Origin of the sequence: Hydrocarboniphaga effusa AP103 (assembly GCF_000271305.1) — a bacterium.
Lineage (GTDB): Bacteria > Pseudomonadota > Gammaproteobacteria > Nevskiales > Nevskiaceae > Hydrocarboniphaga > Hydrocarboniphaga effusa.
This window is the reverse complement of sequence record NZ_AKGD01000004.1, coordinates 318,767-339,074: the sequence shown is the minus strand read 5'-3', so window position 1 is coordinate 339,074 and position 20,308 is coordinate 318,767. Positions and strand designations below refer to the sequence as shown.

Below are 20,308 nucleotides of genomic sequence, written 5' to 3'. Positions count from 1 at the left end.
ATTTCCCCTCTCCCGCTTGCGGGAGAGGGTGGCCCGAAGGGCCGGGAGAGGGAATGGCCGGAAAATGCGCGTCCTTCCGCGCAGCCCCTCTCTCCCCGCTGCGCGGTCCTCTCTCCCGCAGGCGGGAAGAGAGGGACCCACAACAGCCAGGAACGGCCTGGGTAGACTGTGCGCAAGCTCAGTGCCCGCTCAAGAAAACCATGCTCGACAAAGCCCGCATCCGCCAGCACATCGAGACGCTCTGGGAGGACGAGATCGTCCCGCAGCTGATCGAATACATCCGCATTCCGAACAAATCCCCGATGTTCGATCCGCAATGGGCCGAGCACGGCTACATGGACGATGCGGTCAAGCTCATGGAGAAATGGGCGCGCGGCAAGCTCGGCTCGCTGCCCGGTGCGACGCTCGAAGTGCTGCGCCTGCCGGGCCGCACGCCGCTGATCGTCGTCGACGTGCCGGCCAGCGACGGCCGGGTCTCCGACGACTGCGTGATCCTCTACGGCCATCTCGACAAGCAGCCCGAAATGAGCGGCTGGGCCGACGGCCTCGGGCCGTGGATCCCGGTGCGCAAGGGCGACAAGCTCTATGGTCGCGGCGGCGCGGACGATGGCTATGCGATCTTCGGCTCGCTCGCCGCGCTGCTGGCCTTGAGCGAACAGAAAGTGCCGCATGCGCGCTGCGTGCTGCTGATCGAAGCCTGCGAGGAATCGGGCAGCTACGACCTGCCGTTCTACGTCGATCATCTGAAGGCGCGGCTCGGTTCGCCGTCGCTGGTGATCTGCCTCGACTCGGGCTGCGGCAACTACGATCAGCTCTGGCTCACGACGAGCCTGCGCGGTATCGCCGGCGGCAACCTGCGCGTGCAGGTGCTCGAAGAAGGCGTGCATTCGGGCGATGCGTCGGGCGTCGTCGCATCGAGCTTTCGCGTTCTCCGGCAACTGCTGTCGAGGCTCGAGGACGAAACCAGCGGCGCGATCAAGCCGGCCGATTTTCATGTCGACATTCCGGCCCAGCGCGTCGAGCAGGCGCAGCAAGTGGCGCAGGCGCTGGGCGACGAGGTTTACACCAAGTTCCCGTTCGTGGCCGGCATGACGCCGGTGACGAGCGATCTGTCCGAACTCGTGCTCAATCGCACCTGGCGGCCTGCGCTCGCAGTCACTGGGGTCGATGGTCTGCCGCCGCTCGCGAGTGCCGGCAACGTGCTGCGTCCGCAGACTGCGGTGAAGCTGTCACTGCGCCTGCCGCCGACGCTGGACGGCAAGCGGGCTTCCGAAGCGCTCAAGCGCATCCTCGAAGCCAACCCGCCTTACGGCGCCAAGGTCACGCTCGATGTCGAGAAATCCGGCAGCGGCTGGAACGCGCCGGCACTGTCCTCCTGGCTGGAGCACGCGGTGGCCGAAGCCTCGCAGGATTATTTCGGCCAGGCGCCGATGTACATGGGCGAGGGCGGCACGATTCCGTTCATGGGCATGCTCGGCGAGAAGTTTCCGGCCGCGCAGTTCCTGGTCACCGGCGTGCTCGGGCCGCACTCCAATGCACATGGGCCGAACGAATTCCTGCACCTTCCGACCGGCAAGCGCGTGAGCATGGTGGTGGCCGATGTGCTCGCCAAACACGGGGCGCAGCCGGCGAACGCGCAATCGCGCTGACAAATTCGCGTTGACGGAATCGCGTCAACAAACGCCCATCAACAAACGCGAGATCAGCGGCGGAAATACTCCGGTCGCCCGGCGGTCCACAACTCGCCCCACAGGCGGCCGCCGCCGTCGACGGTCATCACTTCGCCGGTGACGAAGCTCGCGCTCGGCGAGCACAGGTAGATGCAGGCTTCGGCGATTTCCATCGCGGTGCCGGGCCTGCGCAGCGGATTGGCGAGCGAGAATTCGGCGTGCGCTTCGGGCGGATACACCTCGAGCCCTTCGGTGGCCGTGAGCCCGGGTGCGAGGCAGTTGACGCGGATGCCGAGCGGCGCCCATTCGACCGCGACCGTGCGCGTGGCGCCGATCACGCCGGCACGCGCCGCGACCGTGTGCGCGACGCCCGGCATGCCGCGCTCGGTGACCGCGACCACGTTGACGATGGCGCCGGGTTGCCGGGCTTCGCGCCAGCCCTGGGCGGCGCGCTGCATCATGTACCAGGTGCCGTTGAGGTTGTTGTTGACGACCGCGCTCCAGCCCTTGGGCGCGAAGTCGATCGCATCCTGCGGATACTGGCCGCCGGCATTGTTGACGACGATCTGCGGCTGTCCCCATTCGGCCGTCACGCGATCGAACAGCGCGGCGACCTGCTCGGGCTGGCGAATGTCGGTGACCTGCGTGAGTAGGCTCGCGCCCTTGCCGCGTGCGAACTCGGCGACGCGATCCAGCTTCTCGGCCGTGCGTCCGCAGATGGCCACTTTCGCACCGAGCCGCGCGAGCAGCAGTGCGATCGCGCGACCGAGCCCGCTGCCACCGCCCGAGACGATCGCGACCTGGCCCGCGAACAGGTCGGGCCGGTAGATCGAAGGTGCGGCCCAGAGCGCTTCGCAGAGCGCGAGCTGCTTGGCATCGTCGACCGGCTTCATGCGCGCAGCAGCTCGCCCGCGATGATCATCTTGCGCACTTCGGTGGTGCCGGCGCCGATCTCGAGCAGCTTGATCGAGCGATACAGGCGGTTGATCTCGCTCTCCCAGATGTAGCCGGTTCCGCCGTGCACCTGCACCGCGTCGTTGAGCACCTTGTTGAGCGTCTCGGCCACGTACATGACGCCGGCCGCGGTGATCTTGTGAATGTCGCCGCGACCGCCTTCGTTCTCGTCGATGACGTTGGCTGCGCGCAGCGTCTGGTACGTGAACAGGCGCATCGATTCGACCCAGACGTAGAGATCGGCGAGCTTGGACTGGATCATCTGGAACTCGGCGATGGTCTTGCCGAACTGCTTGCGCTGCCTGGCGTAATCGAGCGCGAGTTGTAGCGCACGCTCGGCGATGCCGAGGCAGATCGGCGAGATCATCGCGCGCTCCAGGTCGAGCCCGCTCATGACCACCTTCACGCCGTTGTTCTCGACCCCGACGAGGTTCTCGGCCGGCACGCGGCATTCGTCGAACACGAGTTCGGCCGTCTGGCTGCCGCGAAAACCCATCTTGGTGAGCTTCTGCGCAACCTTGAAGCCCGGAAAATCCTTCTCGACGATGAAGGCCGAAATCCCTTTCGCGCCGGCGTCCTTGTTGGTCTTGGCGTAGACCAGCAACACGTCGGCGACCGGGCCGTTGGTGATGTAGATCTTGCTGCCGTTGAGCACGTAGTGGCCGCCTTCGCGACGCGCCGTCGTGCGCATGGAGCCGAGCGCATCCGAGCCTGCGCCGGGCTCGGTCAGGCCCAGCGCGCCGATCGAGGTGCCCTTGCAGAGCCCCGGCAGATACTTGCGAATCTGCTCTTCGTTGGCGTTGCGCAGGATGTTGTTGAGGCACAGGTTGTCGTGCGCGACCCAGGCCAGCGCGAGCGCGTGGTTCCAGCGGCCGAAGGCCTGCAGGATCAGCCCGGACGTGAAAATGTCCATGCCGGCGCCGCCATAAGCTTCCGGCGCGGTGACGCCGAAGTAGCCGGTCGCGCCGATCTTCGGAAAGATTTCGGTGGGCCACCATTCCTCGTCGTCCATGCGCTGGGCGAGCGGATAGAGCTCGGCCTGCGCGAAGCGATCGGCCTGTTCGAGGATGTCGGACTCGTCGTTCGACAAGCCGCTGAAAGCTTGCAGCACACTGGGTTTTTCGAGCATCGCGGAATCGTCGGGCATGGCGTCGTAGCGGCTGGGGTTGCCGCTACGGTAAAGCGGCGCCTTGCGGGCGAGCTTCGTCCGATGAGATGAGTCGAGCCTGCGCAGCGCTCGAGCGCTCAGCCGTCGATGGCGTCGACGAGCCCCCAAAGCTTCGCGGTTCGCGCATCGATGCGCTGGCCCGACAGCGCGAGCCAGGCCGTGCGCTGGCGGCCGATGCGCCGGGCGATGCTCACGGTTCCGCCGGCGCCCGGAATCAGGCCGTAGCGCAGCTCGGGCAACTGGAACCAGGCATCGCGCGTGGCCACCAGGCGCCCGGCGAAGGCCGGAAACTCGATGCCCGAGCCGATGCAGGCGCCATGCAGGTAAACCGTCGTTCGTTCGGCGAGCATCGCGAGCAGGCGGCCGGGCAGCGCGAGGCCGCGCACCGCATGCGCGGTGGAAGGGTCGGGCGCACTGCCGAATTCGCGCAGGTCGCCGCCGGTCGAAAAGCAGCGCCCCCTGGCGCGAATGTCGACACTGCGAACACCGTCGTCGAGCAGCGCGAGCGTCAGCGCCTCGATCAGCGAATCGCGCATCTCGACGGTCATCGCGTTGCGGTTGAGCGGGCGGTTCAGTGTGAGCGAAAGACGTTCGCCCTCGCGGTGGAGCTCGACCGCCGCGCCGCTTTCGTCCGGCGTCGAGGCCGGCTCATGAGCGTGTTGCCAGCGGCGGAACTCGGCTCCGTTCTGCAGGCTCGCATAGGCCAGCGATTCGGCGACCAGCCCGTTCTCGGCATCGAGCTTCTGCGTGAGCCTCAAGGTCTGCACCAGCGTGGATGCCGCCAGTGGACAATCGACGATGGCCTTGCGCAGACGCAAGGCCGCGTCGGTATCGGGGACATGCACATCGCAGGCGCGGCTCAGCGGGCCGGCATCGCCGCCGACCGCGATCACCGGTGCCGGGATGCGCTTGAGCCAGTCGAGCACGCGCGCGTCGTCGAAACCCTGGGCGGCCGCGCTGTCGACGAGCAGCAGCGGTTGCGCCAGCAACGGCGAAGCCGGAGCGGTGGGCTCCCGCATCAGCGCTCGCAACTCGGCGATCGACAACACATCCATGCGCGGTTCTCGAAGGGCGGGCGCGAATCCTAGCAGCTGCGCCGAGCGTTCCGGTTCTACGCAGAACGGGTGAGGTTGAGGCGGGTTGCGCCGACTATCGTGCGCCCACCCAGCTTCGTCCCCGTCACCGTCCCGTCGCCGCCGACGATTCTTCGACCTGTATCCGAGGGCAGACCGCCGTGAGCAAGACCAACGCATGGCCTTTCAAATCGGTGCTGATCGCCAACCGCGGCGAGATCGCGGTGCGCGTGTTGCGCACGGTGCAGCAGCTCGGCCTGAGAGGCATCGTCGTCTATCACGCGGCCGATCGCGGCGCGCCGGCCGTGAAGCTCGCGGACGAGGCGATCGAGATCACCGGCAGCACGCCGGTCGCCGCGTATCTCGATGCCGCTCAAATCCTCGAAGCGGCCAGGCGCTCGGACGCGGGCGCGATTCATCCGGGCTACGGCTTTTTGTCCGAGAACAAGGCGTTCGCAAGCGCGGTGGAAGCTGCGGGCATCGTCTTCATCGGCCCGAAGCCCGAGCACATCGATCTGATGGGCGACAAGGTGCGCGCGCGCAACTTCGTGCAGAAGGCGGGCTTTCCGGTGGCCCCGAGCGCGATCGAGGACGACGATCCGGCGAGCTTCGTCGAGCGCGCACGCAAGGTCGGAGCACCGCTGCTGATCAAGCCTTCGGCCGGCGGTGGCGGCAAGGGCATGCGCATCGTGCGCGACCTCTCGCTGCTCGAAGCCGAGATCGAGCGCGCGCGCAGCGAAGGCCAGCGTTACTTCGGTGACGGCCGGCTCTACGTCGAGCGCTACATCGAGAATCCGCGCCACATCGAAGTGCAGGTACTCGGCGATTCGCACGGCAACGTCGTGCACGTGTTCGAGCGCGAATGCTCGGTGCAGAGACGCTTCCAGAAGATCGTCGAAGAGACTCCTTCGCCGGCGCTGACGCAGGAACTGCGCATGAGCATCTGCGAGACCGCGGCGGGCATCGCGCGATCGGCGGGCTACCGCAACGCCGGGACCGTCGAGTTCATTTTCGGCCAGGACGGAGAGTTCTTCTTTCTCGAAATGAACACGCGCCTGCAGGTCGAGCATCCGGTCACCGAAGAGATCACCGGCCTGGACCTCGTGCACGAGCAGCTGCGCATCGCGGCCGGCGAGCCGCTGGGCTACCCGCAGCGCGAGGTCACGACGCAAGGCCATGCGATCGAGTTCCGCATCTATGCCGAAGATGCGGGCCGAGGCTACACGCCGACCACCGGCCCGATCCTGCTGCTGCGACCGCCGCAGGGCGAGGGCGTGCGCTGGGACAGCGGGGTCACGCAGGGCGGCGAAGTGACGAGCGCGTTCGATCCGATGATCGCCAAGCTCATCGTGCATGGCGCCGATCGCAACGAAGCCATCGCGCGTGCCGATGCCGCGCTGCGCGATACCGTGCTGCTCGGCTGCAAGACCAACACCGCGTTCCTGCGCCGGCTCGTCGCGCATCCGGCATTCGTCGCCGGTGACGTGCACACTGGTTTTCTCGATGCCAACCCGCAGATCGCGGCCGAACCCGAAATCGCGAACGACAGCTTGCAGGCCCTGCTCGCCACGGCGGCGCTGTCGACGCGACCGATGATCGATGCGGCCGATGCGATCCCGGATCTGCATGCGGCGATCGGCAGCTGGACCAATTGACCGAAGGCGGCGAACTCCATGTTGCACGCGCTCAAAATCGCGGATACCGAACACTCGCTCGCGCTCTCGCGCGCACCGCAGGGCTATCGCCTGCATCTGGCCGATCAGACGTTGTCGGTCGCCTTGCGGCAGGAAGCCGACGGCGCGACCTGGCTGCAGGTCGGCGATCGCCATCTGCGCGTGCACGTCGCCACTCGCGGCGACCAGGTCTTCGTGCATCTCGATGGTGAAGCCTACGAGCTGCGCTACCGGCATCCGCTCGATCGCCTCGCGGCGCAATCGGCCGGCAGCGCCGACGACAGCGTGATCGCGCCGATGCCCGGCTCGGTCGTCGCCTTGAGCGTGGCGATCGGCGACGCGGTCACCAAGGGACAGGTGCTCATGGTCATGGAGAGCATGAAGATGGAGACCACGCTGGTGGCGCCGCGCGACGGCGTGATCGCCGCGATCACCTATGCGAAGGGGCAGAGCTTCGACCGCGATGCCGTGCTGCTGAGCCTGGAACCCTCCGAGAGCAAGTCGACTTCATGAAACGCATCGAATCCAGGCTCAACACGGCCTCCGCGGAATTCCAGGCCAATGCCGAGCACAATCGGCGGCTTGCGCAGGAGTTCCAGCAGAAGCAGGCGCGCGTGCGCGACGAGCGCCCGCAGCGCGACATCGATCGCCTGCGCTCGCAGAACAAGCTGCTCGTGCGCGAACGGCTGCAGCGCCTGCTCGATCCGGGCACGCCGTTCCTCGAGTTTTCGTCGCTCGCGGCCAACGAAGCCTATGGCGGCGAAGTGCCCGGCGCCGCCTGCGTGACCGGCATCGGCATCGTCTCGGGACGCGAGGTCGTCATCAACGCGGGCGATGCGAGCGTCAAGGGCGGCTCGTGGTATCCGCTGACGGTCAAGAAGACCGTGCGCGCGCTCGACATCGCGATCGAGAACCGCCTGCCGGTCGTGCATCTCTGCGATTCGGCCGGCGGCTTCCTGCCGCTGCAGGCCGATCTGTTCGCCGACAAGTATTACGCGGGCCGCATCTTCCGCAATCAGTGCATGCTGTCGAAGATGGGCGTGCAGCAGGTCTCGGTGGTACTCGGGCATTGCACGGCCGGCGGCGCCTATGTTCCGGCGCTGTCGGACTACAACGTGATCGTGCGCGGAACCGGCGCGATCTTCCTGGCCGGGCCGCCGCTCGTGAAGGCCGCGACCGGCGAAGAGAACACCGTCGACGAGCTCGGCGGCTGCGACATGCACACGAGCACCTCGGGCACCGCGGACTATCCGGCCGCGAGCGAGGACGAGGCGCTGGCCATCGCGCGCGACATCGTCGCCCAGTTCAAGCGGCCGCAGAAATCGATCATCGAATGGCAGCCGCCCGAGGCGCCTTACTACGATCCGAGCGAGCTCTACGGCATTCTGCCGCAGGACATCAAGCAGCAGTTCGACATGCGCGAAGTCATCGCGCGGCTCGTCGATGGCTCGCGCTTTCACGAGTACCAGCCCAACTACGGCAAGACGCTGATCTGCGGCTACGCGCACCTGTGGGGCTACAAGATCGGCATCCTGGCCAACAACGGCGTGCTGTTCAACGACTCGGCACTCAAGGGCGCGCACTTCATCGAGCTCTGCAACCAGAACAAGACGCCGATCGTGTTCCTGCAGAACATCACCGGCTTCATGGTCGGCCGCGAATACGAGCGTCGCGGCATCACCAAGGACGGCGCCAAGATGATCATGGCGGTGTCGAACAGCGAGGTGCCCAAGTTCACCGTCATGTGCCACGGCAGCTTCGGCGCCGGCAATTACGGCATGAGCGGGCGCGCCTTCGATTCGCGCTTCCTGTTCTCGTGGCCGCAGTCGCAGATTTCGGTGATGGGCGCCGAACAGGCCGCCAACACGCTCGCCGACGTCAAGATTCGCCAGCTCGCCAAGCAGGGCCGGCAGCTCTCGCAGGCCGACATCGACGCGATCCGCGATCCGGTGCTCGGCGAGTTCAAGCGCAAGCAGAGCGCGTACTGGTCGACCAGCGAAATCTGGGACGACGGCATTCTCGATCCGGTCGATACGCGCAATGCGCTCGGCATTTCGATCAGCGCGGCACTCAGCGCCCCGATCGGCGATCCGCGCTACGGCGTGTTCCGCATGTGAGGCGTGAGTAGGGGGCGCGCGGCTCGTCAGTTCGGGTGATCCCGCCGCTGCCGGCGCCGTGCAAGCTGATGGACAGAAAATAAAAGCCTGACCAGATCCGGGAGGAGACCGATGATGGTGACGGGGAACATGTCGCGGCGCTATGCCGCGATGGCGATGACAGCGACGGCCTTGAGCTGTGCGATCCCGGCCCACGCGGGCAGCATCGATGTCGGCGACGAGGCCTCGCTCGACTACAAGCTCACCGTGGGCTACGCATTCGCGATGCGTACCGAGAAGCGGTCGAATGCGCTCGTCAACGGTGACGTCGATCCGTTCCGACTGTTCGTGCTGCCGACCCAGCAGCCGGGCCAGCCGTTCCAGCTCGCGGGATTCTCGAATACCGGCTTGCCGACGACGATCAACTTCGACGACGGCAATCGCAACTTCGACAAGTGGGCTCCGATCAACAATCGGCTCAGCGCCCTGCTCGAACTGAACTACACGCATGGACCCTACGGCATCGTCGCGAGTGCCGACGGTTTCTACGATCACGTGTACCGCGAAGGCAGCAACGACAACGATTCGCCCGGCACCGTCAACAAGTTCGGTGACAACGACCGCTTCACCAAGGAAACGCGGCGCTACCAGGGCTCGCGCGCGCGCCTGCTCGACGCCTACGTCTACGGTGACTGGAACCTGTTCGGCGACGTCAACCTGAACCTGCGCGCGGGCAAGCACGTGGTGGCCTGGGGCGAAAGCCTGTTCTTTCCGGGCATCTCGGGTGCGCAGAGCACCGCCGATGCGACCAAGGCTTTCGTGCCGGGCGCGGAGATCAAGGCGATCCTGCTGCCGACCAACCAGCTGTCGATGCAGATGTCGCTGACGCCGGAATCCTCGCTGCTGGCCTACTACAAGCTCGCGTTCCGGCCGAACCAGATCTTCCCGGTCGGTGATTACTTCTCGCCGTCGGACGCGGTGGGACCGGGCGCGAGCTTCGTCTACGGATCGGCCAATCCGGTCAGCTATCTCGGCAACTGTCCGGGCCTGCTGCAGAACATCAGCATTCTCGGAACCAGTCTTCCGCCGATCATTCCGCCCGGGCTCGAAAGCCTGATCTGCAGCCAGATCCTCGCGCCGATCGGCAACGCGGCGGGCGCTCCGGCCTATATCTACGCCTATCGCGCCGAGGATCTGCGTCCGAGCGCGCATGGACAGTACGGCGTCGGGCTCAAGCATCAGTTCTCGAACATGCAGGTCGGCCTGTATTTCCTGCGCTACAGCGATCCCAATCCGACCGTACAGCTCAACTTCGGCTACGCGCCGTTCACGACCAACCCCGAGATCACCACGCAGATCGTCAACCAGCAGGTGCCGACGACGTACAACGTGAAGTATTGGGACGGCATCCATCTCTACGGCGCGAGCTTCTCGACGGTGGCCGGGCCGTTCAACATCGGCGGCGACATCATCTACCGCGACGGCGCCGCCATGCCGGCGCAAGCCTACGTCTCGGGCGTGCTGAGTCCGATCTACACGCGCGGCCGCGAAGGCAGCGTGCAGATGTCCGCGATCTACGTGACCAACCCGGGCTGGCTGTTCGACGATCTGTCATGGGTCACCGAAGTGGCTTATCACCATTTGTTCGGCCTCGACCAGGTGGACTCGCGGCCGGGCCAGATCATGGTCGGCGACGGCGGCGTGTCGTTCTACGACGAGGATGCGGTGGGCTTCCAGACCCTCGTCATTCCGACGCGCCACAACGTGGTCCAGGGTTGGGACGTGTCGACGCCGATCACCGTGGCCTCGCTGGTCAAGGGAACGCCGGCGCTGGCGGGCGCGTTTGGAGCCCTGTACGGCGACGGCGATACGCGCGTGAGCCTGTCGGTGCAGTTCACGCGCCTGCAGAACCTGCAGATCGGCGTGGGCTACAACTTCTTCTTCGGCAACGTGAACAAGACCATCGGCGACAGCACGCTCAAGGCCAACCCGTACACCGACCGCGACTATGCGACCTTCAGCGCCAAGTACAACTTCTGAGCCGCCGCGGAGCAGACGGTGAGCGCCGCCCAGGACATCAAGCACGACGCCGCCGAGTTCCGCAAGGCGCTCGGCAGCTTCGCCACCGGCGTGACCATCGTCACCACCCGCGCGCCCGACGGGCAGGCGCTCGGCCTGACGGTCAACAGCTTCAACTCGGTGTCGCTGGCTCCGCCGCTGGTGCTCTGGAGCCTGGCCAACAACTCGCGCAATCTGGCGGCTTTCCAAAGCACCGAGCATTGGGCCGTGCACGTGCTCGCGGCACACCAGGACGTGTTGTCGGGTCGCTTCGCCCGCGCGGGCGAAGACAAGTTCGCCGGCATCGACTGCGAAATCGGGCTCGGCGACGTGCCGCTGCTGCCCGGATGCAGCGCCCGCTTCGAGTGCCGCACCACGTTCCAGTACGAAGGCGGCGACCACACGATCTTCGTCGGCGAGGTGCTGCGCTTCGATTGCGGCGATGCGCCTCCGCTGGTGTTTCACGGCGGCCGCTATGCGCATGCGACCAAACGCGATTCGTCGAACGTCGTTCCCCGTAGCGCCGAAGCGACCAAACGCGATTCGTCGAACGTCGTTCCCCGTAGCGCCGAAGTCTCCGGCAGCTTCAGCGAGGATTTCCTCGGTTACCTGCTCGGGCGCGCGCATTTTCGCTTCTACGCGCGAATTCGCCCGTTGCTCGCCCAGGAGCAGCTCAGCGACGAGCAGTTCTTCGTGCTGTCGGCGCTGACCTTGCGGCGATCCGTCAGCGTCGCGAGCCTGGGGCAGGGGCTCGCCGGCATTCTCGAAGCCGAGGCCCAGGACGCGCTCGCGAGCCTGGTGCAACGGGGTCTCGTGCAACCGCTGGCCGGCGACGCATCCGCCTATGAACTCGCCACGAGCGGCGCCGCCTGCGCGCTGCGCGTGATCTCGGCGGCGAAGGCGGTCGAGTCCGAAGTGCTCGAAAAGCTCGGGGTTGCGGATTCGCCCGCACTCAAGCTGCTGCTCGGGCGCTTGCTGACGGTGATCGATCCGGATGCGGTGAAACTCTGGGGCTAGGGCATTTTCGCTCGGGTGCGAGACGGGGGTGATGCGCCAGGCTGGGAGAGCGGAAAGCTGCAGAATGTGCGTACTTTCCGCTCCGGCCCTCTCTCCCCTCGCTTTGCGAGGGACTCTCTCCCGCAAGCGGGAGAGAGGAAAGGCGGGCCATCTCGCAGCAAGGCTTATCGCTGAGAACTGCGTGTCGGTCCCCTCTCCCGCTGGCGGGAGAGGGTGGTTCGAAGAACCGGGAGAGGGGAAGGTCGGAGGCTATGCGCGTCTGGCAGTGCTCCAGGGTCGTTCTCCCTCCACGATACTCACGGCATGTAGTGCCCGCCGTTCACATCGAGCGTCGCACCCGTCACCACGCTCGCGTAATCCGACACCATGAACAGCGCCGCGCGGGCGCATTCCTCGTCGGGCGGAATGCGGCGCAGCGGAATCTGCGAGGCGATCTGCTCGACGAGCGCATCGACCGTGGTGCCGCTCTGTTCGGCCTGCCAGCGCATGTAGCCCTCGACCGGCGCGCCCCACATCCAGCCCATATGCACGCTGTTGACGCGAATGCCGTCGGGGCCGAGTTCCTTGGCGAGAAACTTGGAGGCGACCGCGAGCGCGCCCTTGGAGGCCGCATAGCCCGCTTCGCCCAGCGGAGGCACCACGCGCGCCGCCATCGTGTTGATGTTGACGATCGCGCCAGCGCGCTGGCGCTTCATCTGCGGGATCACGGCCTGCACGAGCTTGAGCGTGCCGAGCAGGTTGGTGTCGAGCACCGCCGGCCAGCTGTCGAGGTTCGCGCTCGATGCGTGGTCCATGTCGCCATGAAAGTAGGCGCTGTTGACGAGTGCGTCGATGCGCCCGAAGCGTTCGGTGGCCTCGGCCGCGAGCCGATCGCATTGGGCCCGGTCGGTGATGTCGGTGGCGCAGCGCAGTACCTCGCAACCCGTGCCGAGTTCGGCGATGCGGCGCTCGGCATCGACGAGCTTGTCGTCGCTGCGTGCCGCGACGACGACACCGCGCGCGCCTTCGCGCGCAGCTTCGATCGCGAGCTTGATGCCGAGCCCGGGACCGATGCCCGAAATCACCACGATCTTGTTCTGTAGCAGCATGTTGTTCTCTCCTCAGTCGGATAGCGGATCCCGCAGATGCCGGCGGCTGTATTCGGCGAAGTCGCGGCGGATGCCGTCCTCGCTGAGCCCGAATTGCGCGGGCGAATAATCGTGTCCGCCCTGATGGCTTTGCGCGTCGGCCGCGAGCCAGCGCTGCATCGCCGAGCGTGCGGAATCGCCCAGCGGCCAGCCGATGAACTCGTAGAGCTTTTCGACGACCGTCATCGGCTGCTTCACGGTGTCGCGGAAATCGACATCGATGAATTGCCGCGGCGCCTGCTCGCGCACGCGCATGGTGTGCAGCTGGGCGCGCCGCATGATCTCGCTCCACTCGCGTCCGGCGGTCGCCGCATCCGCCTGCTCGCTGTAGATGCAGCGCAGCGTGTGCACGAAGCTGCCGATCGACGGAATGCTCTGCACCGGATCGCGATGCGTGAGGATCACCTGCGCGCCGGGAAACACCTCGAGCAGCAGGTGCATGCGCAGCAGGTGATGCGGCGCCTTGAGCACCCAGCGCTGCGCGGCGATGCCGCGCTTGCGCTTCTGCCATTGCAGGAACTGCAGCATGCGCCGCAGGTAGCGGTACGCCGGCGCCTGGTCGCTCGCATCGAGCCAGCGCATGTAGCCCGGCACTTCGGCGTAGGCGTTGAAGGCCGAGAGCATCGAATGCTCCATGAGCATCACTTCTTCGTCCGCGGCCTCGTTCTCCATCGGATGGATCGCGAGCAGCTTGGGCATGGCCTGCGTCATCATCGTCACGAGTTCGGCGCCCTGATGACGGCGTGCTTCGGGGTTCTCCAGGCTCTCGTTCGGAAACGGAACCGGGAACTGCGACTCCCAGAACGCCATCCACCAGAAGCGCTCGTCGCAGGACAGCAGGCGATGCAGCTTGGTGGTGCCGGTGCGCGGAACGCCGACGATGAACAAGGGCGGGGCGATGGCCTCGTCCGCGATCTCCGGATGGCGCGCGAAATAGTCTTCGATGCGCAGCCGGTTGGCGAGCTGGGTGACGATCTTCTGTCGCAGCAGCGTGGCGCCGAGCTCGCTGAGCCTGGCGTCATCGGCGAGCGAGCGGCTCAACACCGCCAAGCCTTCGCGAAAACTCTCGTCGCCGAAATCGCTCATGCCCGGCGCCTGCGCGAGCGCCTCGGCGAGCATCGATTCCGCATTCAGCACATCGCTCATCGGGCCAGCTCCTGCTGCAAGTTCGCGAACTTCACGACGCGCGTCTGCGGATGCACGTGCTCCTTCGCGCCGACCCAGCGCAGGCACATCGTGCCTCGATCGTGGCCGGCGGTTTCGAGCCAGTTGGCGTGGCCCGGATCACGATGCGCCAGTACCAGATCGACGCTGCCGTCGGCGTTGCGCCTGGCCGAATGCTGGTTGTGGCAGATGCGGTGATAACGATAGTCGAGCGACTCCATCCACCAGTTGTCGATCTGCAGGTTCCAGAAGCGGCAATCCGGAATGCGCGGCAGATGAAAGATCAGCGCTTCGTCGTCTGCGAGCTGCCAGTACGAGTGATAGTAGAAAATGTTCGGGTCGCCGCCCGCCCGCTGGCACAGCGCCTGGTCGGCCGGTGGCAGCTGGTTGGCGTGCGCAAGATAGCTCTGCGCCCAGTCGGCGAAGATGCTGGCGGTTCCGCCGACGAATTTCGCCGCGCGCTCGAGTCCGGCCGCGAGACGCTCGGGCGTCAGCGGAGCCGGCGGCCGATCGCGACCGATGCGTTCGATGCGCAGCTGTGCCGCAGTTTCGGCGCGCCGGTCGATGAAGGTCTGGCGCACGATCACCGCGTTGGTGGTCGGCTCCATCGGCAGCCAGTTGCCGATCTGCGGCTGGCAGCTCAGCACCAGCTCGAAGCGGCCTTGCTCGTCGAGTTCGAGCTTGGCTCCATCGAGGAAGCCGGTCTGCACCATGCGGCCGTCGGTTTCGTAGCCGCCTTTCTGCGTGCCGAAGCTCAGGTAGGCGACGCCGCCGCGGCTGCCGCTGATGCGATAGTCGTAGCGTCCGTCGAGGCGCCCCATCAGGTAGAGATTGTCCGGGTTGTCGGCGCCGATCTTGCCGGTCTCGTGGGACGGAGCGAAGAAGCCCGGAGCCTCGGGATCGGCGAATTCGAGGTGCATTTCGAGCCCGATGCGCAGCAGCCGCGTCAGGTAGCGCCAGCCTTCGGCGCGCGTGAGCGCGTCGGTGGGTGCTTCGGGGCGCAGCACCTGTTGCCCGGCCTGCTTGAGCGCATCGCAGAAGGCCTCCCAAGTGCGACCCGATATCACATCGTTCTCGACCGACATGCTGCTCTGGCTCCCGACACTGATGGCCCGATGCTCGAACTTAGGAGCGTCGCGGCACCGCGTCATCGTTCGAATGGGGGAGTCGGCGCCGGTGTCGCGGCTTCACCATGCGCTATCGCATGACCGGAGCGGCGAATGCAGAACAATGGGATTGGGAACGACCTGGAGGCACGCCTGCGCAGGCTCGAGGACATCGAGGCCATTCGCCATCTCAAGGCGCGCTACTTCTTCTGCTGCGACCGCAAGGACGCCGACGGCATGCGCGATTGCTTCGTCGACGGCCGCATGCTGATCGACTACGGAGCGCTCGGCAGCTTCGACAATGCCGATGCGGTCGTGCAGCTGTTCCGCGACATCGGCTGCCAGCCGCACATGGTCGAGATGCACCACGGCGCCAACCACCAGATCACGATCGAGTCGGAAGCCGCGGCGAGCGGGCTCTGGAGCCTGCATTACTTCCTGATCGATACGAGCAGTGGCGGCATCACGCAGCTCGGCGGCTATTACGAAGATCGCTACGCCAAGCTCGATGGCCGCTGGAAGATGTCCGAAACGCGCTTCGTGGTGAGCTCCACGCTCGCGCTCGCACAAGGCGCCGATGCACTCAAGACCCTGTTCGCCGGGCGCAGCGCTCCGGCGCCGCACTGAAGGCTTTCACCGATGAGTCTGCTCGACCACGTCTCACCCTGGATGGACGAAGACCTCGCCCTGTTTCGCGACAACGTCGCGCGATTCGTCGAGACCGAAATGGTTCCGCACGACGAGGCCTGGCGCAAGCAGAACCATGTCGGCACCGAGATCTGGCGCAAGGCCGGCGCGATGGGCCTGCTGTGCACCGACATTCCGGGCGAATACGGCGGAGCGGGCGGTGATTTTCGCCACGAGGCGGTGATCTACGAAGAGCTCTCGCGCCGCGGCATCAGCGGCTTCGGCAGCGCGGTGCACAGCATCTGCGCGCATTACATCCTCAATCACGGCACCGAGGCGCAGAAGCGCGAGTTCATACCCAAGCTCGCGAGCGGAGAATCGATCGGCGCAATCGCGATGACCGAGCCGGGCGCCGGCTCCGACCTGCAGGGCATCCGCACGCGCGCTGTGCGTGACGGCGACGACTACATCGTCAACGGCTCGAAGATCTTCATCACCAACGGCTATCTCGCCGGCCTGCTCGCGCTGGTCGTGCGCACCGACAGCGGCTCGCGCGGCCTGTCGATCCTGATCGTCGAGACCCAAGGGCTCAAAGGCTTTCGCGTCGGCCGCGTGCTCGACAAGATGGGCATGAAGGCGCAGGACACGGCCGAGCTGTTCTTCGAGGACGTGCGCATTCCGGCGGCGAATCTGCTCGGCGGAACCGAGGGCAGGGGATTCGCCCAGCTCATGAGCGATTTGCCGTACGAGCGCGCGATCGTGGCGCTCTGCGGCGTGGCGGCGATGGAAGGCGCGGTCGCGGCCACGCTCGCCTATGTGCGCGAGCGCAAGGCCTTCGGCAAGGCCATCGCCGAGTTCCAGCACACCAAGTTCAAGCTCGCCGAAGCCACCACGGTGACACGCGTGGCGCGGACCTTCGTCGACCGCTGCGTGCAGGACGTGGTCGACGGCAAGCTCGATACGGCCACCGCTTCGATGGCGAAGTATTGGGTGACGGACATGCAGCAGCAGGTCATCGACGACTGCGTGCAGCTGCATGGAGGCTACGGCTACATGAACGAGTACCTGGTCACGCGGATGCTCGCGGATGCGCGCGTGCAGCGCATCTACGGCGGCACCAATGAAATCATGAAGGAAGTGATCGGCCGGGCCTTGCTGGGCTGAGGCGGCCGGTGTTCGGGCGGGCGCTTCAGCCGCGTACGAGATACAGGCGCAGCAGCGCGACGCAACAGGCGAGCGCGCTGGCCCAGCCTGACAGCGCGATGCGCAGCAATCCGTTGCGCGGGACGAAGCCGACGCCGCGAACGAGGCCGGCCGCCATCGCCCAGGCCGCAAGCGTCGCCGCGAGGTGGTCGGGCTTGCCGGCCGCATCGACCAGCGCGCGAGGGTAGGCGGTGATGCCGAACATCAGCAGCAGGCCGAGCGCGAGCGAAGCCCAGGCCATGCCTGGCTGCGCCGGTGGCGGGCTCACGCGGGCGGCTCCTGTTCGGCGTCGCGCCGGCTTTGTTCGTTCTCGCCCCACATGGCGTTGAGAATGGCCAGCAGCACCGCGAAGCCGACGCCCAGAACCCAAGTCAGATACCACATGTGTGTCTCCTTGCCTGTCAGTAGGCGCTGTGCGTATTGCGCTCGATGCCGGCGGTGGTGACCTTTCCGCGCATCACCCGATAGGCCCAGGCCGTGTAGAACATGATCAGCGGCATGAAGATCAGAACCGCGACCAGCATGATGCCCAGCGTGAGCGGACTCGAGGTGCTGTCCCAGACGGTCAGGCTGTGGCCCGGATCGGATGAGGACGGCATCACGAACGGAAACATCGAGACGCCTGCGGTCCCGATCACGCCGGCGAGCATCACGCTCGACAGGATGAAGGCCAGCCCGCTGCGACCGGCGCGCAGCAGCACAAGAGCGGCGATCGCGCCGACGTAGGCCGCTACCGGAGCGATCACCGTAGCCGGCATCGCGCGGTAGTTCGCAAGCCAGGCGCCGGCCCGGCGTTCGACCGACTTCGTCAACGGATCGGCGAGCGCGGCACCGTCGACGGCCGAAGTGATCGCATAGCCGTCGATGTGCAGCAGCCACAGACCCGCCGCGCTGAACGCGAGCAGCATCACCAGTGCGGCCCCATACGCCGCCAGGCGCGCGCGCCTGGCGATCGGGTCTTCGGTGCGGTGCGCGAGATAGATCGCGCCGTGCAGGACGATCATCGAGCTGCTGACCACGCCGCAGAGCACGGAGAACGGATTCAACAGCTGCCAGAACGAGCCGGTGTAGGTCGAGATCAGGTTTTCGTCGAAGTGGAACGGAACTCCCAGCAGCAGGTTGCCGAAGGCGACGCCGAAGATCACCGGCGGGACCGTCCCACCGACGAAGAGACCCCAGTCCCAGGCCGATCGCCAGCGTGGGTCGTGGATCTTGCTGCGGTAGTCGAAGCCCACCGGACGCAGGAACAGGGCCCAGAGCACCGCGAGCATCGCCCAGTAGAAACCGGAGAATGCGGTCGCGTAGACCAGCGGCCAGGCCGCGAAGATCGCGCCGCCGCCGGTGATGAACCAGACTTGATTGCCGTCCCAGTGCGGACCCACCGTGTTGATGACGACGCGGCGCTCGACGTCGCTGCGGCCGACGAAGGGCAGCAGGCTGCCGACGCCCATGTCGTGTCCGTCCATGACGGCGAAGCCGATGAGCAGCACGCCGATCAGCAACCACCAGATGAGCTTCAAGGTTTCGTAGTCGAACATGGCGTGATCCTCAGTGCGCGGCAGCGTGGATGGGCTCGTTGGCGTAGCGGCCGGTGCCGAGGCTGCCGGGGCCGAGCCGCGCGAAGCGCTGCATGAGATAGAGCTCGACGATCAGCAGCGCCGTGTAGAAGCCGACGAATCCGGCCAGCGATCCGTAGAGGTTGGAGACGCTGAGCGTGGACACCGACAGATGGGTTGGCAGCACGCCATAGATCGTCCAGGGCTGTCGCCCGTACTCCGCGACGAACCAGCCGAGTTCGCAGGCGATCCACGGAAGCGGCAGCGACCACAGCGCCCACTTGAGCAGCCAGCGCCGTGTCTCGGATCGCGTGCGCAGCGTCGACAGCGCGGCCAGCGCGAACAGGGCCAGCATCAGGAAGCCGATGCCGACCATCGCGCGAAAGCCCCAGAACATCGGCGTGACGCGCGGAATCGTGTCGTCGACGGCGCGCTCGATCATCTGCGGCGTCACCTGTCCGAAGTCGGTGACGTACTTGCGCAGCAGCAGGCCGAATCCGAGGTCGGCCTTGTGGCGCTCGAACACCGCTCTGGCTTCGGCATCGCTGCGATTCGCCCGCAGCTTGCCCAGCGCCTTGGCGGCCTCGATACCCGAGACGATGCGTTCGCGATTCTTTGCCTTGATCTCGATGATGCCCGGAATCGGCTTGCTCACCGAGCGCGTGCCGATCAGCCCCATGACCCACGGAATCTCGATGGCCCAATCGTTCTTCTGCTCGGCTTCGTTGGGCCAGGCCACCAGGCTGAACGAGGCGGGTGCCTTTTCGGTTTCCCACATCGACTCGATCGCCGCCATCTTGGTTTGCTGGGATTCGCCGACGGTGTAGCCGGACTCGTCACCGAGCACGATGACCGAGCACACCGAGGCCAGGCCGAAGGCCGCGGCGATGCGGAAGCTGCGCTTGGCGAACTCGACGTCGCGACCCTTGAGCAGATACCAGGCCGAGATCGACAGCACGAACATCGCGCCGGTGACGTAACCGGCCGAGACGGTGTGGACGAACTTGGCCTGAGCCACCGGATTGAAGATCACCGACCAGAAATCGGTCAGCTCCATGCGCATGGTTTCGTAGTTGAACTCGGCGCCGACCGGGTTCTGCATCCATCCGTTGGCGATCAGGATCCACAGGGCCGACAGATTCGTTCCGATCGCCATCAGGATCGTGACGAGCAGATGCTGCGGCTTCGACAGTCGATCCCAGCCGAAGAAGAACAGGCCGATGAAGGTCGACTCCAGGAAGAAGGCCATCAGCCCTTCGATCGCCAGCGGCGCACCGAAGATGTCGCCGACGTAGTGCGAGTAGTACGCCCAGTTGGTTCCGAACTGGAACTCGAGCGTGATGCCGGTGGTGACACCGAGCGCGAAGTTGATGCCGAACAGCTTGCCCCAGAAGCGCGTCATGTCCTTGTAGACGAGCTTGCCCGTCATCACGTAGACCGATTCCATGATGACCAGCAGCCAGACCATGCCGAGCGTCAGCGGCACGAACAGGAAGTGGTACATGGCGGTGGCGGCGAACTGCAGGCGCGAGAGATCGACGAGTTGCTCACTGATCATGTGGGGATCCAGTTGAGAGGGACGTTGCGGGCGAGATCTCGCCCAAGACACTGCTGCCGGCGGCGGCGCTATCGACGTCGACTTGCCGGTGACTGACGAACAGCTGCCACAGCACGACGATCGCCAGCAGCTTGACCGCCAGGATCAATGCGATTTCCTTCCGCAGCTGCCGATGATGATTCGAGACTGATGCGCCGCGCTGTTTCATCCGCGTCACGGAGTGGGGATCTTGCGGGGCCGATGGTGACGCCGCTGCTG

19 protein-coding genes are annotated in these 20,308 nt (G+C 66.0%); 8 read left to right on the top strand and 11 right to left on the bottom strand.

Annotation, left to right across the window (positions count from 1 at the left end):
- Positions 1-200 precede the first annotated feature (200 nt).
- On the top strand, positions 201-1,649 hold the full coding sequence (locus WQQ_RS20945; RefSeq protein WP_007187262.1) for a M20 family metallopeptidase: 1,449 nt from the start codon (positions 201-203) through the stop codon (positions 1,647-1,649).
- Positions 1,650-1,702: 53 nt separating this feature from the next.
- Here WQQ_RS20945 and WQQ_RS20940 read toward each other — a convergent pair whose 3' ends face one another.
- The 3 genes from WQQ_RS20940 to WQQ_RS20930 all read right to left on the bottom strand — a co-directional run bounded on the left by WQQ_RS20940 (position 1,703) and on the right by WQQ_RS20930 (position 4,847).
- Positions 1,703-2,563, bottom strand: coding sequence for an SDR family oxidoreductase (locus WQQ_RS20940; RefSeq protein ID WP_007187261.1), 861 nt, complete (start codon positions 2,561-2,563; stop codon positions 1,703-1,705).
- Positions 2,560-3,771 (bottom strand): acyl-CoA dehydrogenase family protein, encoded by a 1,212-nt coding sequence (locus WQQ_RS20935; protein WP_007187260.1) that lies wholly within the window; start codon positions 3,769-3,771, stop codon positions 2,560-2,562. Before WQQ_RS20935 ends, WQQ_RS20940 begins: the two co-directional genes overlap by 4 nt.
- Positions 3,772-3,869: 98 nt before the next feature.
- A complete protein-coding gene (locus WQQ_RS20930) occupies positions 3,870-4,847 on the bottom strand; it encodes an enoyl-CoA hydratase/isomerase family protein (protein WP_007187259.1) in 978 nt (325 codons plus the stop codon).
- A 179-nt stretch (positions 4,848-5,026) separates the two neighbouring features.
- On the opposite strand from WQQ_RS20930, the gene WQQ_RS20925 reads away from it, so the two are divergent.
- From WQQ_RS20925 to WQQ_RS20905, 5 genes are all read left to right on the top strand, one after another.
- The gene (locus WQQ_RS20925) at positions 5,027-6,520 is read left to right on the top strand and encodes an acetyl-CoA carboxylase biotin carboxylase subunit (protein ID WP_007187258.1); all 1,494 of its coding nucleotides are present in this window, start codon (positions 5,027-5,029) and stop codon (positions 6,518-6,520) included.
- An 18-nt stretch (positions 6,521-6,538) separates the two neighbouring features.
- A complete protein-coding gene (locus WQQ_RS20920) occupies positions 6,539-7,051 on the top strand; it encodes an acyl-CoA carboxylase biotin carboxyl carrier protein subunit (protein ID WP_007187257.1) in 513 nt (170 codons plus the stop codon).
- The gene (locus tag WQQ_RS20915; protein ID WP_007187256.1) at positions 7,048-8,655 is read left to right on the top strand and encodes an acyl-CoA carboxylase subunit beta; all 1,608 of its coding nucleotides are present in this window, start codon (positions 7,048-7,050) and stop codon (positions 8,653-8,655) included. The genes WQQ_RS20920 and WQQ_RS20915 overlap by 4 nt, the downstream gene beginning before the upstream one ends.
- Positions 8,656-8,766: 111 nt before the next feature.
- On the top strand, positions 8,767-10,674 hold the full coding sequence (locus WQQ_RS20910; protein WP_007187255.1) for a DUF1302 domain-containing protein: 1,908 nt from the start codon (positions 8,767-8,769) through the stop codon (positions 10,672-10,674).
- Between the two features lie 18 nt (positions 10,675-10,692).
- Complete coding sequence (locus WQQ_RS20905; protein WP_007187254.1) at positions 10,693-11,709, top strand: flavin reductase; 1,017 nt, start codon at positions 10,693-10,695, stop codon at positions 11,707-11,709.
- Positions 11,710-12,005: 296 nt separating this feature from the next.
- On the opposite strand, the gene WQQ_RS20900 is transcribed toward WQQ_RS20905, so the two are convergent.
- The 3 genes from WQQ_RS20900 to WQQ_RS20890 are packed head-to-tail and all read right to left on the bottom strand — an operon-like array spanning position 12,006 to position 15,085.
- On the bottom strand, positions 12,006-12,797 hold the full coding sequence (locus WQQ_RS20900; RefSeq protein ID WP_007187253.1) for an SDR family oxidoreductase: 792 nt from the start codon (positions 12,795-12,797) through the stop codon (positions 12,006-12,008).
- A 12-nt stretch (positions 12,798-12,809) separates the two neighbouring features.
- On the bottom strand, positions 12,810-13,982 hold the full coding sequence (locus WQQ_RS20895; protein ID WP_007187252.1) for a sulfotransferase family protein: 1,173 nt from the start codon (positions 13,980-13,982) through the stop codon (positions 12,810-12,812).
- Complete coding sequence (locus WQQ_RS20890) at positions 13,979-15,085, bottom strand: DUF1214 domain-containing protein (RefSeq protein ID WP_007187251.1); 1,107 nt, start codon at positions 15,083-15,085, stop codon at positions 13,979-13,981. Before WQQ_RS20890 ends, WQQ_RS20895 begins: the two co-directional genes overlap by 4 nt.
- Positions 15,086-15,220: 135 nt before the next feature.
- Between WQQ_RS20890 and WQQ_RS20885 the strand changes: the two genes are divergently transcribed.
- Together WQQ_RS20885 and WQQ_RS20880 are read left to right on the top strand one after the other, a co-directional pair.
- The gene (locus WQQ_RS20885; RefSeq protein WP_007187250.1) at positions 15,221-15,733 is read left to right on the top strand and encodes a nuclear transport factor 2 family protein; all 513 of its coding nucleotides are present in this window, start codon (positions 15,221-15,223) and stop codon (positions 15,731-15,733) included.
- 12 nt (positions 15,734-15,745) lie between these two features.
- Entirely contained in the window at positions 15,746-16,897 is a 1,152-nt protein-coding gene (locus tag WQQ_RS20880) for an acyl-CoA dehydrogenase family protein (protein ID WP_007187249.1), read from the top strand.
- Between the two features lie 25 nt (positions 16,898-16,922).
- Here the strand turns inward: WQQ_RS20880 and WQQ_RS20875 are convergent, their stop codons facing one another.
- From WQQ_RS20875 to cydP, 5 genes are read right to left on the bottom strand one after another with little or no spacing between them, the layout of a single operon-like run.
- Positions 16,923-17,204 carry a cyd operon YbgE family protein gene (locus tag WQQ_RS20875; RefSeq protein ID WP_007187248.1) on the bottom strand — a complete coding sequence of 94 codons (282 nt, stop codon included), beginning with the start codon at positions 17,202-17,204 and terminating at the stop codon, positions 16,923-16,925.
- Positions 17,201-17,320 (bottom strand): cytochrome bd-I oxidase subunit CydX, encoded by a 120-nt coding sequence (gene cydX, locus WQQ_RS23965; RefSeq protein WP_007187247.1) that lies wholly within the window; start codon positions 17,318-17,320, stop codon positions 17,201-17,203. Before cydX ends, WQQ_RS20875 begins: the two co-directional genes overlap by 4 nt.
- Before the next feature lie 17 nt (positions 17,321-17,337).
- Positions 17,338-18,474 (bottom strand): cytochrome d ubiquinol oxidase subunit II, encoded by a 1,137-nt coding sequence (gene cydB, locus WQQ_RS20865; protein ID WP_007187246.1) that lies wholly within the window; start codon positions 18,472-18,474, stop codon positions 17,338-17,340.
- A gap of 10 nt (positions 18,475-18,484) precedes the next feature.
- Positions 18,485-20,050, bottom strand: coding sequence for a cytochrome ubiquinol oxidase subunit I (locus tag WQQ_RS20860; RefSeq protein ID WP_007187245.1), 1,566 nt, complete (start codon positions 20,048-20,050; stop codon positions 18,485-18,487).
- Positions 20,040-20,258: a cytochrome oxidase putative small subunit CydP gene (cydP, locus tag WQQ_RS20855; RefSeq protein WP_040455265.1), complete on the bottom strand. Its 219-nt coding sequence runs from the start codon at positions 20,256-20,258 to the stop codon at positions 20,040-20,042. Before cydP ends, WQQ_RS20860 begins: the two co-directional genes overlap by 11 nt.
- Positions 20,259-20,308: the final 50 nt, after the last annotated feature.